14 protein-coding genes are annotated in these 13,704 nt (G+C 66.6%); 9 read left to right on the forward strand and 5 right to left on the reverse strand.

What is annotated here, in order from left to right; genetic code table 11:
• Window positions 1–6: 6 nt before the first annotated feature.
• The 4 genes from EXV95_RS05105 to EXV95_RS05120 all read left to right on the forward strand — a co-directional run bounded on the left by EXV95_RS05105 (window position 7) and on the right by EXV95_RS05120 (window position 3,633).
• Complete coding sequence (locus EXV95_RS05105; RefSeq protein WP_055397820.1) at window positions 7–474, forward strand: CopD family protein; 468 nt, start codon at window positions 7–9, stop codon at window positions 472–474.
• Between the two features lie 58 nt (window positions 475–532).
• Window positions 533–1,210: a hypothetical protein gene (locus tag EXV95_RS05110; protein ID WP_176886055.1), complete on the forward strand. Its 678-nt coding sequence runs from the start codon at window positions 533–535 to the stop codon at window positions 1,208–1,210.
• 122 nt (window positions 1,211–1,332) lie between these two features.
• The gene (locus tag EXV95_RS05115) at window positions 1,333–3,177 is read left to right on the forward strand and encodes an ABC transporter ATP-binding protein (protein ID WP_176886056.1); all 1,845 of its coding nucleotides are present in this window, start codon (window positions 1,333–1,335) and stop codon (window positions 3,175–3,177) included.
• 114 nt (window positions 3,178–3,291) lie between these two features.
• Window positions 3,292–3,633: an EthD family reductase gene (locus EXV95_RS05120; protein WP_055397811.1), complete on the forward strand. Its 342-nt coding sequence runs from the start codon at window positions 3,292–3,294 to the stop codon at window positions 3,631–3,633.
• Here EXV95_RS05120 and EXV95_RS24860 read toward each other — a convergent pair.
• Both EXV95_RS24860 and EXV95_RS05125 read right to left on the reverse strand, forming a co-directional pair.
• Window positions 3,630–3,998 (reverse strand): hypothetical protein, encoded by a 369-nt coding sequence (locus tag EXV95_RS24860; RefSeq protein ID WP_255484926.1) that lies wholly within the window; start codon window positions 3,996–3,998, stop codon window positions 3,630–3,632. The two genes, EXV95_RS05120 and EXV95_RS24860, sit on opposite strands and share 4 nt — an antisense overlap.
• Window positions 3,935–5,650: a tetratricopeptide repeat protein gene (locus EXV95_RS05125; RefSeq protein ID WP_255484927.1), complete on the reverse strand. Its 1,716-nt coding sequence runs from the start codon at window positions 5,648–5,650 to the stop codon at window positions 3,935–3,937. The genes EXV95_RS24860 and EXV95_RS05125 overlap by 64 nt, the downstream gene beginning before the upstream one ends.
• Window positions 5,651–5,916: 266 nt before the next feature.
• Here EXV95_RS05125 and EXV95_RS05130 point away from each other — a divergent pair, with 266 nt between their 5' ends.
• On the forward strand, window positions 5,917–6,186 hold the full coding sequence (locus EXV95_RS05130) for a DNA-binding transcriptional regulator (RefSeq protein ID WP_255484928.1): 270 nt from the start codon (window positions 5,917–5,919) through the stop codon (window positions 6,184–6,186).
• 92 nt (window positions 6,187–6,278) lie between these two features.
• Here EXV95_RS05130 and EXV95_RS05135 read toward each other — a convergent pair whose 3' ends face one another.
• Window positions 6,279–7,277: a tripartite tricarboxylate transporter substrate binding protein gene (locus EXV95_RS05135; RefSeq protein WP_176886058.1), complete on the reverse strand. Its 999-nt coding sequence runs from the start codon at window positions 7,275–7,277 to the stop codon at window positions 6,279–6,281.
• A gap of 107 nt (window positions 7,278–7,384) precedes the next feature.
• Window positions 7,385–8,482, reverse strand: coding sequence for a beta-propeller fold lactonase family protein (locus EXV95_RS05140; RefSeq protein ID WP_176886059.1), 1,098 nt, complete (start codon window positions 8,480–8,482; stop codon window positions 7,385–7,387).
• A 377-nt stretch (window positions 8,483–8,859) separates the two neighbouring features.
• On the opposite strand from EXV95_RS05140, the gene EXV95_RS05145 reads away from it, so the two are divergent.
• The 4 genes from EXV95_RS05145 (at window position 8,860) to EXV95_RS05160 (ending at window position 12,696) form a co-directional block, all read left to right on the forward strand.
• Entirely contained in the window at window positions 8,860–9,831 is a 972-nt protein-coding gene (locus EXV95_RS05145) for a tripartite tricarboxylate transporter substrate binding protein (protein ID WP_055397803.1), read from the forward strand.
• 199 nt (window positions 9,832–10,030) lie between these two features.
• Window positions 10,031–10,942, forward strand: coding sequence for a 5-dehydro-4-deoxyglucarate dehydratase (kdgD, locus tag EXV95_RS05150; protein WP_121506278.1), 912 nt, complete (start codon window positions 10,031–10,033; stop codon window positions 10,940–10,942).
• 142 nt (window positions 10,943–11,084) lie between these two features.
• On the forward strand, window positions 11,085–11,558 hold the full coding sequence (locus EXV95_RS05155) for a nuclear transport factor 2 family protein (RefSeq protein ID WP_176886060.1): 474 nt from the start codon (window positions 11,085–11,087) through the stop codon (window positions 11,556–11,558).
• A 169-nt stretch (window positions 11,559–11,727) separates the two neighbouring features.
• Window positions 11,728–12,696, forward strand: a complete 969-nt coding sequence (locus EXV95_RS05160) for a 2-hydroxyacid dehydrogenase (protein WP_176886061.1) — start codon at window positions 11,728–11,730, stop codon at window positions 12,694–12,696.
• 101 nt (window positions 12,697–12,797) lie between these two features.
• Here the strand turns inward: EXV95_RS05160 and EXV95_RS05165 are convergent, their stop codons facing one another.
• Complete coding sequence (locus EXV95_RS05165; RefSeq protein WP_176886062.1) at window positions 12,798–13,664, reverse strand: LysR family transcriptional regulator; 867 nt, start codon at window positions 13,662–13,664, stop codon at window positions 12,798–12,800.
• Window positions 13,665–13,704: the final 40 nt, after the last annotated feature.

Consider the following 13,704-nt stretch of genomic DNA (forward strand, 5'->3'; position numbering starts at 1 on the left):
CACGCCATGCTCTACAACGCGCTCCAGCTCGCCCATGTCCTGTCCATCATCGTGTGGATCGGTGGCATGGTGTTTGCCCATTTCTTTTTGCGCCCCGCAGCGCAGTCGCTGGAGCCCCCGCAGCGTGTGCGGCTCATGCACGATGTGCTGCAGCGCTTTTTCGCCGCCGTGGGGGTGGCCGTGCTGGTGGTGCTGGGCAGCGGGCTGTGGATGATCGGCCGCGTGGCCAAACAAACGGTGCAGGCCGGTGGCAGCTTTGCCATGCCACTGGACTGGACGATCATGGCCACGCTGGGCCTGGCGATGATGGTCATCTTCGGGCACATCCGGTTTGCGCTGTTCCGACGCCTGCAGCGGGCGGTGGCTGCATCGGACTGGCCCGCCGGCGGCAAGGCCCTGGGCAGCATCCGCAGCTGGGTGGGTGTGAATCTGGCCTTGGGCGTGGTGATCGTGGTGGTCACGCTGCTCGTCTAACGGTGGGCGCCCACCAGCGACCTGTTGGCAACCACACGCCCTGCGCTGTACCCCATTGATGAAACGCATTGCCTGGATCTCTTGTGCGGCCCTGGCCGTGTGCCTGCTCACCGCAGGCGCGGCCAGCTGGTGGGCGCAGCACCGCGTTGACAGTGCCCTGGCACAGACGGCACAGCTGCAGCGCCAAGTGACCGAACTCAACAATGCGCTGCTGGGCTATACCCGCTACACCAGCTATCTCACCGCAGGCAAACAGACGCTGGCCGAGCAGATGAAGCTGCTCGCCGCCACCGTGGTGCGCGAGGAAGGGGCCACGCAGATCATCGAAAAATCGGTGCTGGGCATTGCATCCACCGGGGTAGTGGCCATCACCTACACCGCCGAATACGCCTTCGGCTTTGACCTGCGCCCCGAAAGCTACGAGCTGCACGCCACCAACGGCGGCATCGAGGTGCACATCCACCGCCCCGCGCTGGTGGCCGCACCAGCCGTTACCAACCTGCAGCACCGCATCCTCTCGGGCGGGCTGCTGACCGACAACAAGGGCGCTGTCATCAAGCTGAGCCAGGAGGCCGCCAAACGCGCTCGCCAGCAGGGCGAGGCCATGGCGTCCGATCCGGCCGTGCTGGCGCTGTGCGAAAAAAGCCTGACCGAGTTTCTGTACGGCTTTCTGACCAAACAGCCCGGCGTGAAGCAGGTGCCGCGCATCCGCGTGGTCTACAAACCGTCGGCGTAGGGGCCTGCTCCTACCCCAATTCCCCACCCATGGGGCTGACCCTCATGGTCCTGAGTGCATTGCGGCCGGGCGCCACAGAGCGGTACCACCGCACGTACCATGGTGGACAAGGAGTTCTGACTTTGTTCCGTTTTTTCGAAAGCCGCCTTCCCCCCTATCCCCCCGCCGAACCTCACCTGCCCCCCAAAGACTTTATGGCCTTTGTGTGGGATGGCACCCGTGGCCTGCGTGGCTATGTGGCAGCCATGGCAGGCCTGTCTGCGGCCATCGCCATCTATGAAGCGCTGCTGTTTGCGGTGCTTGGCCATGTGGTGGACTGGATCTCCAGCACGGCCCCGGGTGCGCTGTGGGCCGAGCGCAAAGGAGAGTTGATTGGCATCACCGCCCTGCTCCTGGCCTCGGTGCTGCTGGTGGCCGTGCAGACCAGCATCAAGCACCAGGTGCTGGCCATCAACTTCCCACTGCGCTTGCGCTGGAACTTTCACCGCCTGATGCTGGGCCAGAGCATGGCGTTCTACGCGGACGAGTTCGCGGGCCGCATCACCACCAAGATCATGCAGACGGCCCTCGCCGTGCGCGACATGATCTTCACGACCACCGACGTGGTGATCGGCATGGGCATCTACCTTGTCACCATCCTCGTGTTGCTGGCCGGGTTCGACGCGCGGCTGCTGGCGCCTTTTGCCGCTTGGATGGTGGCCTATGGCCTGGCCTGCTGGTACTTTGTGCCGCGCCTGGGCAAAGTGGGCAAGGCGCAGGCCGATGCGCGCTCGGTGATGACCGGGCGCATCACCGACGCGTACACCAACATCGCCACCGTCAAGCTGTTCTCGCACACGCGGCGCGAGTCTGAATTTGCGCGTGCCGCCATGGACGCGTTCAAGCTCACGGGCTATGCCCAGATGCGCCTGGTGAGCCGGTTCGAGATCGTGAACCACATCCTGGTGGTGGCCATGATCCTCAGCGCCTGCGGCACCGCGCTGTGGCTGTGGTCGGCGGGCGAAGTCGGTGCCGGTGCCGTGGCCGCCGTCACCGCCATGACCCTGCGCGTGTCCGGCCACGCCCACTGGGTGATGTGGGAGATGACCACCCTGTTCGAGAGCGTGGGCACCATCCAGGATGGCATCAACACGCTGACCAAACCCCGCACCGTGGTGGACGCGCCCGACGCTAAACCACTCGTTGTGACCCAGGGCGAAGTGCATTTTGAGGACATGACCTTTGCCTACGGCAGCGGCCCCGGCGCCCGCCCGGTCATCGACCGGCTCAACCTGACCATCCGCCCCGGCGAGAAGATCGGCCTGATTGGCCGCTCGGGCGCGGGCAAGTCCACGCTGGTCAACCTGCTGCTGCGGTTTCATGATGTGCAGTCGGGCCGCATCCTGATCGACGGGCAGGACATTGCCCATGTCACGCAGGACAGCCTGCGCCGCAACATCGGCATGGTCACGCAAGACACCTCGCTGCTGCACCGGTCCATGCGCGACAACATCCTGTACGGCCGCCCCGATGCGAGCGAGGCCGACCTGCACCAGGCGGCCGAACGCGCCGAGGCAGCGGACTTCATCGCCACGCTTACCGACCTGCAGGGCCGCACCGGCTACGAGGCGCACGTGGGCGAGCGCGGCGTCAAACTCTCGGGCGGCCAGCGCCAGCGCGTGGCCATTGCACGCGTGATGCTCAAGGACGCGCCCATCCTGCTGCTGGACGAAGCCACCAGCGCGCTCGATTCCGAGGTCGAAGCCGCCATCCAGCAAAGCCTGGACAGCCTCATGCAGGGCAAGACGGTGATTGCCATTGCCCACCGCCTGTCCACCATCGCCGCCATGGACCGCCTCATCGTGATGGACGCGGGCCGCATTGTGGAAGAAGGCACCCACGCGCAATTGCTGGGCCAGGGCGGCGTATATGCCCGGCTGTGGGGGCACCAGAGCGGCGGGTTCCTGGGCGAATCGGAAGAAGACTGAGTCGGCGAGCAAGGATACGAGCCACATGGGCGACACGCTGTCGCGCACGCGGCTGTGCGGCGGGTGTGTTGTCCCTACGGTGGCGGGTTTCAACCACTGGATGGAATCGCACCAATGATCAAAGTCACCGCCGTTTACCGCTGGCGTGAAGGCGCCACCTTCAACCACGACTACTACCACTCCGAGCACATGCGCATCGCCCGCGCAGCATTGCAGCCGCTGGGCCTGGTGCGGCTGGAGAGCGACCGTGTTCTCTACCCTGGCGAGCCGCGCCCGGGCCAGGTGGTGGCGCTCACCAACGCGTTCTTCAGCGACCTGAAGCAGGCCCAAACGGCCGCCAAGGCGACGATGGCCGAGCTGTCGGCAGACATTCCTAACTACACCAACATCCAGCCCGAGTCGTACTTTGCGCAGATGCTGGCGCACGAGGTAACGACCGGTCAAGAACGCGCTTAGCCGCGCTCGCGCACCGCCTTGAACAGCAGGCCCAGGCATACGGCCATGCCCACCATCGGCACTGCGGCCAATACGGCCACCACAGCGCGCGCCAGGGGCGACCAGTCAAAGTCGCGCGCCGTGCGCCAGGCACCAAAGGCTGCGACCAGTCCCAGGCCAAACATGCCCATGCGGAAGCTCGCACCGGGCTTGAAGAAGGCGATGAGCAGCACAACGTTGGCCACGCCCACCACCAGGGCCAGGTGGCCCAGGTGCAGCGAAAAGCCCGAGCGGCTGCCAGCGCCCTGGCGGCCTGCGTGTTCTACCTCGTCGTCCTCGTCTTCCTCGCGTGTACTGCGCGCACGGCTGGGCGCCGGCCCCGGCACGGGTGGCGCGGGCCGGGGGGCCTGCGGCGCCGCACCACCGGCGCGGCCCCAGTCCGATGCCGACAACCCGGCAGCGGCAACCGAGGCTGCAACCGCTGCCACCGCAGTGGGCGCAGCGCCCCTGGCGCCGCCACGGTGGCCCCCAGCCCGCGCTGCTGCAGCACCGCCCGCAGGCGCCCTGGTTCGCGCAAGGCAGCCACCAGGGCGCGCACGGGGCTTTGTTCGTTAGGTGCAATGCGCAGGTCCGCCACCTGCATGGTGGTGCCGCGTGTGTTGGCAAGCATGAACAGCGCCTTGGCCACCTGCACATCCTTGGGGCCGCCCTTGCCACTCTCCACGAACGTGCCCAGGTTGTAGGTGGCGTCAGCATGGCCTTCTTCGGCGGCCTGGGCGTACCAGGCGCGCGCCTGGGCCAAATTGACAGGCCCGCCATAGCGGCCATGCTCGTCGCTGGTGCCCAGGTGGAAGGCGGCGTGCGGGTCGCCCTCGCGCGCGTACCAGCCAGGCAGGTCGCGCAGGGGGTTGCCCGTCCACACCACCGGCGCTGCCGCAGCCGACGCGTGCGAGGCTGGCGCCAGGGGCGCGAGGCTCAGGCCGCCGGGCGATTCCGCCTCTTCCTGCGCCTGCAGCTTCTTCTGCGCCCGCAGCCGTTGCTCCTGCGCGGCTGCATTCCACTTCGCGGCCTCCTGCATGTCCACCGGCCCGCCCCAGCCCCGCTCGAACATCAGGGCCAGCAGGCGCTTGGCGGGCTCGTGGTCCCATTCGGCGGCACGCTGGCACCAATAGCGGGCGTTTTCGAAGTTGGGCTGCTCCCAGCCGATCACGACATCCAGCGCGTGCAGGAAAGCCGCGACCTCATGCCCCTGTGCTGCGGCGGGCTCCAGGGCGTCGGTGGCTTCGATGCGCTTGCGCGAGTACAGCGCCAGTTGCTGGCTGCGGGCCACGGCGTCGTCCACCGCCTTGCGGTCGTTGTCGATGATCTGCAGCAGTTGTTCGCCCGGCGCTGACTTCAGGCGTGCCATCAGCACCTGGATGCGTGCCTTGGCCTCGTCGGGAAAACGCTGGAAGAACGCCTGGGCATCCTTGCGGGTCTCTGCGTCGTGGGCGCCCATCAACTGCAGCGCGGCCGCCAGGTCGAAGTGCCTGCGCTGGCCCATGGTGCCAAAGCGCAGCGCACGGCCCAGGGCGTAGAGGGCGTGGGGGTTGCCGCGCGCAGCCCAGTGGCGGTATTCGGCCCAAGCGGTGGCGTCGTCGCCCGCCTTGCGGGCGCGCGCCGCACGCTGCACGGGCAGATCGGGCTCTTCGGGCGCATCGCCGTTGCCCAGGTAGTGCACGCCGCTTTGCGGGTCGTACAGGTTCAGGCCCAGGCGCACTGCCTGCTCCCAGCCATCGTCAAACGGAGCGCCCCAATCCGAAGCGCGGGTGTTGATGCCCACGCCCCAGGTCGGGTCGGTCATTTCAGGGCCACCAAGGTAGATGTCCCAGAACCCGGGAGAGCGCTGCTCGACGGCCTGGGCCCAGGCCGCGAACTTGGGGTTCATCGGCACCTGGGGGCCCGCCTCCGCACGCTCGTACTGCGCGTCCGCCTCGGCCTTGGTGGTGGGCCAGGGCCAATCGGCGGGCTTTTCCCAGATCTGGATGGTGTAGCTCACAGGTCCCTCCTCGGATGCCGCTGGGTGCGCGGCGTGTTGTGGTGTTGTCTTTCGTCAAGTGCGAGCGAATTCTAGGAGCGGCCCCCCGCCATGCCCCAGAGGCGCACCCCACCAATTTGTCCAGTGACGCACCAGCACCACACCCGGATGTTGGCGCGCAGTTTTGGGTAAAAATGGGCCTCTGCGCTCGTCCACCAAGACCAAATAGCTCCTACTTTTATAGCAATCCTATGTCCCAGCCGCCACGCCCTGCCCTCGCTCTCGCCATGTCTGTGCCCACCGGCGATCAGCTCAAGGCCGCCCGCACTGCCGCGGGGCTGAGCCAGGCCCAGGCGGCCGAACTCATGGGCTACCCGCTGCAGACCGGCAGCCGGGGCGGCGTGCAGTCGCGCACCTGGCAAGCGCTGGAGAGCATGAGTGACGAGCGCAACATGCAGGGTCCGGTGTTTGCGATGTTCCTGCTGCTGACCGGCCAGCACCCCGACTTTCTGCTGACCGCGCGCTCTGCGGACGGCAGCGGCAGCGCCACCGGCTGACCAACTCGCATGCGCTGACACCATAAAAAAGCGGAACAGCCCGCAGGCGGTTCCGCAAAGTCTTCACAGGGAGATCAGAGTTAGGCAGGCGTTCAATCTACCTTGATGTTCGCCGCCTTGATCACCTGGGCCCATTTTTCCACTTCGGCCTTCTGGAACGCGGCGATCTGCGTGGTGTTGAGGTCGGCGGGCTCCATGCCAAAGCCCTTCAGGCGGGTTTGCATGTCGGGCTGGGCCAGGATCTTGCGGATCTCGTCATGCAGGCGCGTGACCACCGGCGTGGGCGTGCCAGCCGGCACAAAGATGGCCTGCCAGGACTGCACCTGGAAGTCCTTGAGATCTGCCACGCCGGACTCGGCCACGGTGGGCACATCGGGCATGGAGGCCAGGCGCTGGGGCGAGGTGACGGCAATGGCGCGCAGCTTGCCGCTCTGGATGTGCGGCGCGGCCACCACCGTGGTGTCAAACATCATGTCCACCTGGCCGCTGATCACATCCTGGATGGCCGGGCCACTGCCTTTGTAGGGGATGTGGGTGAACTTCACGCCCGACTTGTAGGCCAGCAACTCCACGGCCAAATGCTGCGAGCTGCCTGTGCCGGCCGAGGCCGACGACAGGCCGCCTTGCTTGCCTTTCGCCCCCGCCAGCACGTCCTTGAGGGTTTTGTAAGGGCTGTTGGCCGCCACCACCAGCACGACCGGGTTGGTGCCGATCAGCGTGACGGGGCTGAAGGACTTGATGGGGTCGTAGCCCAGCTTGGGGTAGAGGCTCACGTTGATGGCGTGCGAGCTGACGGTACCGCCCAGCAGGGTGTAGCCATCGGGCGCAGAGCGCGCAGCAGCTTCAGAGCCGATGCTGCCCGCCGCGCCGCCCTTGTTCTCCACCACCACCGTGGTGCCCAGGGCTGTGCCCAGTTGCTGGCCGATCAGCCGCGCCAGCGTGTCGGTGGTGCCACCTGCAGCAAACGGCACCATGTAGGTGATGGGCTTGCCGGTGGGCCAGGTGCCCTGGGCTGTGGCGGGCAGGCTGACAAGGGCGCTGAAGGCTGCGGCCGCCAGGGCGGCGGTATGGATGAGGGTTCTGCGTTGCATGGTGGTGTCTCCTGGGTGTTTTGTGGATGGTGAACGGAACGGCGATAGAAAAACGGAGCGCAAAAAAGCCGGTGCGGCTGGCGCGTGCAATGGAATGGAATGGATGCTCAGGGCAGATCGACGATCTCGACCCAATTGGGGTTCTTGCCCACCGGCACCCTCGTGGGCGTGCCGGGGATGCCGGTGGCCGGGTCGATGGGGTGCAGCGCCAGGTGGTGCGACTCCTGCCCTGCCGCGATCAGAAATCGGCCTGACGAATCCACCGCAAAACCGCGCGGGGTTTTTTCGGTAGGCACCTGGCCCAGCGGCTGCAGCTGGCCGGTGGCAGCGTCGACGCGAAAGCTGCTCAGCGTGCTGGAGGTGCGCTCGGACGCATACAGCGTGCGGCCGTCGGGCGACAGGTGAATGTCGGCAGCCCAGGGCTTGCCGTTAAAGCCTGCTGGCAGTGCCGTGGTGCGCTGCACCGGGCGCAGCGTTCCGCGCTCCTTGTCGTAGGCCATCACATGCACGGCGGCATCCAGCTCATTCAGCACGTACATGGTGCGCTGGGCGGTGTCCCACACAAAGTGGCGCGGGCCGGATTTTTCGGGAGCAACCTGCGTGAGCGCGGGCTCATGGGCGGTGAGCTTGCCGCTCTCGGCATCAAAACGCCAGGCCGAGAGGTTGTCGCCCCCCAGGCTGGTGGCAAACACATGGCGGTTGGCCGCATCGGCGTGGATGGCGTGCGCGTGGGGCGCCGTGGGGATGAGTTGCTGCACCGCACCCACCGAGCCGTCCTTGCCAATGCTGTTGACCGTGATCTTGTGGCCGGGGTAGGACGCGGCAAACAGCCAGCGGCCCGTGACATCGGTGTCGATGTTGGCCATGCTGTCGGCCAGCGGAGCCTCGCCCAGCTTGCGCAGCTTGCCGCTGACGGGGTCGATCGCCAGGCTCACCACCCTGAAAGGTTGCGAGCGCAACGCCACGTACAGCACCTTCTTGTCCGGGCTCACGGCCATCGGCATGGCAGTGCCGCCCAGCGGCACGGTGTCTACCGGCTTGAGCGTGGCAGTGCTACGGTCCAGCTCCAACACCGAGACATCCTGGCTGTCCGCGTTGGCGACATACACCCAGGTTGCCGCCCAGGCGCCGGGGGTGGACAGGGCGGCAACGGCTGCCAGTGCCAGTTGTGCCACCCGGGTGCGTGTGCGTGGTGTAGAGGTCATTGCCGTCTCCCGAAGGGGTCTGGGCGGTAGCAGGGCCTGCACCGCCGGTTGTGTGGGTGGATGCTCATCTGCCGGGCTGTGTGCTGAGGCACCCAGCTGTCGGCGGAGCGGTTGGGTTTTGTCATACGTTATATGTTGTCGTACAACAAGATCTGCATTGTCACCATAAGCCTGTCTGACACACGCAGGGATTACCCGAATTTCGACGAACAATCTGCAAGGATTGCCCACCTGCCTGACAGAGGAGAAATGCGGTCAAAAAGAGCTAGTGAAAACCCTTAATCCACCCTAAGATCACCAAAAACTCTCACGGCATGTATTGCCATTTTGCAATCTTAGTTGTACGATGACTAACAACATCACTCAGGAGACATTCCATGACCCTGCGCCGTAGAGCCGCCCTTCTCGCCTGCATCGCCACCCTGGCAGCGGCCTCCGCCACCGCACAAAGCGCTGACTGGCCCGCAAAGACCCTGCGCATCGTGGTGCCCTACCCGCCCGGCGGCAGCTCGGACATCATTGCCCGTTCCATCAGCCAGGCCATGTCCGAGGCGCTCAAGCAGTCGGTCATCGTGGAGAACAAGCCCGGCGCCAACGGCAACCTGGGCGCCGACTTCGTGGCCAAGGCCGAGCCCGACGGCTACACCATGCTGCTGTGCGACGTGGGTGCGCTGGCTATCAGCCCTTCGGTCTATACCAAGCTGTCGTTCGACCCCTCCAAGGACCTGCGTGGCGTGACCATGCTGGCCTACTCGCCCCACCTGCTGGTGGTGCACCCCTCGGTGCCGGTCAGCAACTTCAAGGAGCTGGTGGCGTACTCGAAGAAGAACGACCTCAACTTTGCCGTCACCGCCACCGGCAGCGCGCCCCACGTGGCCGGTGTGGCGCTGGAGCGTGCCAGCGGTGCGCGCTGGCAGTACATCCCGTACAAGGGCGGCGTCACCGCCATTCAGGACACCGTGGCCGGGCAAACCCAAATCCTGATGAACGGCATGCTGGCCACCCTGCCCCATGTGCAAAGCGGCAAGCTCAAGGTGCTGGGGGTTTCCAAAGCCACCCGCATGCCGCTGATTGGCGATGTGCCCACCATTGCCGAGCAGGGCGTGCCCGGTTTCGAATCCGGCACCTGGCAAGGCATTCTGGTGCCGCGCGGCACGCCAGATGCGGTGGTGCAAAAGCTCAACAACGCCTTTATCACCGCCATCCGCTCCCCCGAAATCCGCTCGCGCCTGGCCGGCCAGGGCGCCGAGGTGGTCACCATGACCCCCGCCGAACAAGACCAGTTCTTCGCCAAGGAGCGGGCCCGCTGGGCCACCGTGGTGAAGGCCGCCAACATCAAGCTCGACTAAGAAGGTGTCAGCGAACCCCTCATGCCCGCTCATCCCGTCAAAACACGCCCGCTCGTCGTTGCAAATGCTCGCCATAGCCCGCGCTATGGCTGCGCTTTGCGCCTAGACCGGCCGCGTTTTGGCAGCCTGCTCGGACATGCGGTATTCACTCACACCTTCTCACTCGCCTTCCCATTTCCTACTACCGCCCCGCACTGACATGACCCCCCAAGAACTCAAAACCATCATGGGCTCCGGCCTGCTGTCGTTCCCGATCACGGACTTTGACGAGCAGGGCGAATTCCGCCCCAAGACCTATATCGAGCGCCTGGAATGGCTGGCCCCCTACGGCGCCAGCGCGCTGTTTGCCGCCGGTGGCACGGGCGAGTATTTCTCGCTGTCGGGCCCCGAGTACGGCCAGGTCATCAAGACCGCAGTGGATACCTGCCGTGGCAAGGTGCCCATCATTGCCGGTGCCGGTGGCCCCACCCGCACGGCGATTGCCCATGCGCAAGAGGCCGAGCGCCTGGGCGCCCACGGCATCCTGCTCTTGCCGCACTACCTGACCGAAGCGGGACAGGAAGGCCTGATCGCCCATGTGGAGCAGGTCTGCAAGAGCGTGAAGTTCGGCGTGATCGTCTACAACCGCGACCGCACCAAACTCACGGCCGAGTCGCTGGCCATCCTGGCCGACCGCTGCCCGAACCTGGTGGGCTTCAAGGACGGCGTGGGCAACATCGAGGTGATGTCCTCCATCTACATGAAGATGGGCGATCGCTTTTCGTACCTGGGCGGCCTGCCCACGGCCGAGGTGTATGCGGCGGCGTACAAGGCGCTGGGCACGCCGGTGTATTCGTCGGCGGTGTTCAACTTCATCCCCCGCACGGCGATGGAGTTCTACAAGGCCGTGGCCAGCGACGACACGGCCACCCAGCACCGCTTGCTCAAATCCTTCTTCATGCCCTACCTGGCCATCCGCAACCGCGTGGAAGGCTATGGCGTCTCCATCATCAAGGCAGGTGCCCGCATCGTGGGCCACGACGGCGGGCCGGTGCGCGCGCCGCTGACGGACTTGAAGCCCAGCGAGATGGAAGAGCTCAAGGCGCTGATCGACAAGCTCGGCCCGCAGTAAGCACGGCCTGATAGGTGCCTCCAAGGGCCTGGTTTTCCAGGCCCTTTTTTCAGCGATTCCACACACCACGCGCCTGGCCGTGCACGGGCGCGTGGTGCCAACGCGGCACGCCAAAACACAACACCATAAGGAGACAGACAACATGCTCAAGACCCTCATCATCGCCGCAGCCAGCGCCCTGGCCCTTGTCACGCTGAGCGGCTGCGCCAGCCATCCGACCACCGCCGCAGCGCCCCCTGCACCGGCCGCTTCCGAGCAGGCTGTGGCCGCCGCTGCCGAACGCCTGCGCCTGGCCATGATCGATCCCACGCCCGCTGCGCTGGCTGCCCTCGTGGCCGACGACCTGAGCTATGGCCACTCGGGCGGCCGCGTGGACACCAAGGACAGCTTCATCGGCGATCTGGTGGCGGGCAAGTCGGACTTCGTGACCATCACCATCACCGACCAGACCATCAAGGTGGTGGGCAACTCTGCCATCGTGCGCCACACCCTCACGGCCGACACCAACGACTCGGGCAAGCCCGGCAAGGTGCAGATCAAGATCCTGGGCGTGTGGCAACAGCAAGGCGGCCAGTGGAAGCTGCTGGCCCGCCAGGCCGTGCGTGTAAACACTTGATGCCACCTGAGCCGCTTCGCGCCATCCCCCTCAAGGGGACGCCGCCTCTGCGGCGGGGCGGCCCTTGCACGGCGGCGCTGGCGGAGCCGCGCCCGTCTCCGTCGCACGGCGACAAGCGACACTGCGGCTCAAGTCCACCTTCTCAACATTCCAGGTTGCCCTCCATCCAATGACCACCAACGCCCAGCCCCGCATCCTGCAAATCGGCCGCCTGCCCTTGCCCGCCCTCGAAACCGAACTGGCCGCGCGCTACAGCGTGGCCTGCCTGGCGGACCAGGCCGACCCGCAGGGTTTTCTGGCGGCGCATGGGGCGGAGTTTTCGGGCGTGGTCACCACGGCGTCCATCGGGCTCACAGGCGAGGTGATCGCCGCCCTGCCCCATCTGCAGGTCATCAGCAGCTTTGGCGTGGGCTTTGACGCGCTCGACATCGGCGCCGCCACTGCCCGGGGCGTGCAGGTGGGCTACACGCCCGGCGTGCTCAACGACTGTGTGGCCGACATGGCGTTTGCGCTGACGCTGGACGTGTCGCGCGGCATTGCCGCCAGCGACCGGTTTGTGCGCCAGGGCCAATGGCCCAAGGCGCGGTTTGCGCTGGGCACGCGGGTGTCGGGCAAACGCCTGGGCATCGTGGGCATGGGCCGCATCGGCCAGGCCGTGGCCGAGCGCGCGGCGGGCTTCCGCATGGAGGTGGGCTACCACAACCGCCGCCCGGCCGAGGGCTGCGCGCACTCGTACTTCGAGTCGCTGACCGCACTGGCGCAATGGGCCGACTACCTGGTGCTGACGGTGGCGGGCGGCGCGGGCACGCGCCACCTGGTCAACCGCGATGTGCTCGACGCCCTGGGCCCGCAGGGCTACCTCATCAACGTGGCGCGTGGCAGCGTGGTGGATGAGGCGGCGCTCATCGACGCCCTGGCCGAGCGCCGCATCGCCGGTGCGGGCCTGGACGTGTTCGACAACGAACCCCAGGTGCCCGCCGCCCTGATGGCGCTGGACAACGTGGTGCTCACCCCCCACACCGCCAGTGCCACGCACGAAACCCGCCGTGCGATGGCGGACCTGGTGCTGGAGAACCTGCACGCGTTCTATACCTCGGGTGCCGTGCGGGTGCCGGTGCCAGGCACGGTGGCTGGCTGATCGTTGGTTTTTCAAGTTTTTTAGGCCGTTTGCGCGCGTCCATCACGCCTGATTAGCTACTGAATAGATAGCATCAAGCTCCACACCCGGGCGCCCCTGCCTCACACCCGCCCCGCAAACACCTCCGGGCCCAGGCGGGGTTTGCGCGCTTTGCGCTCGAACAGCCACATGCCATACAGCGGCAGCGTCTCGGCCAGTTGCAGCGGGGCGACCTGCTCTGCCGCAGCCCCCAGCAGTGAGGGATGTGGCACCACCGCCAGCAGGTCAGAGCCCAACACCAGATTCAGCAGGCTGGCAAAGTCCGGGCAGCGCACGGCCATGTGGGGTGCAGGCATGCGCCGCACGCGGTGTGCCTCGGTCAATACATCCACCGGGCCGCTCACGCTGGGGCCCACACAGGCCCAGGCCGCGCCCTGCAGCGCTGCCAGCGACCGGGCGCGCGCCAGCGGGTGGTGGCGGCGCGCATAGATCTGCGGCTGCAGCTCGTACAAGCGCCACTGCACCACATCCGGATGGGCAAACTGGCGCGGCCGGGGCGCAATCACGGCGTCGAAACTCCCATGCAGCAGGCCCGTCAGCAGGCTCCCCTCGTCGGTGGTGGTCATCTCCAGTGAACGCTGGGGCTGCGGCAGGCACCAGGCCTCGTACAGCAGCGGCCCACAGACCAGCGCGGCGGAGGCCGTGAGCCCCACGCGCAACCGATGGCGGTCCACAGCGGCCCGGCGGGTCTGCGGCAAGGCGTCGATGCGCTGGGCCAGCGGCGCGCCTTCGGCCACCACACGCCGGGCCAGGTCGGTGGGCACATAACGGCGCCCGTCCCGCACCAGCAGGGGCGTGTCGAACTGCGCCTGCAGCGCCTTCATGCCCTGGCTGATGGCGGGCTGCGACACCCCACAGGCCTGCGCCGCGCGCGCAAACGAGCCCTGGTCGATGACGGATTGGAGGTAGTGCAGGTAGCGCAGATACATAAGCAGCTTTTATGCATGAGGCGCCATTGTCTCTTGCCGC

The organism is Acidovorax sp. JMULE5 (assembly GCF_013376875.1).
Lineage (GTDB): Bacteria > Pseudomonadota > Gammaproteobacteria > Burkholderiales > Burkholderiaceae_C > Acidovorax > Acidovorax facilis.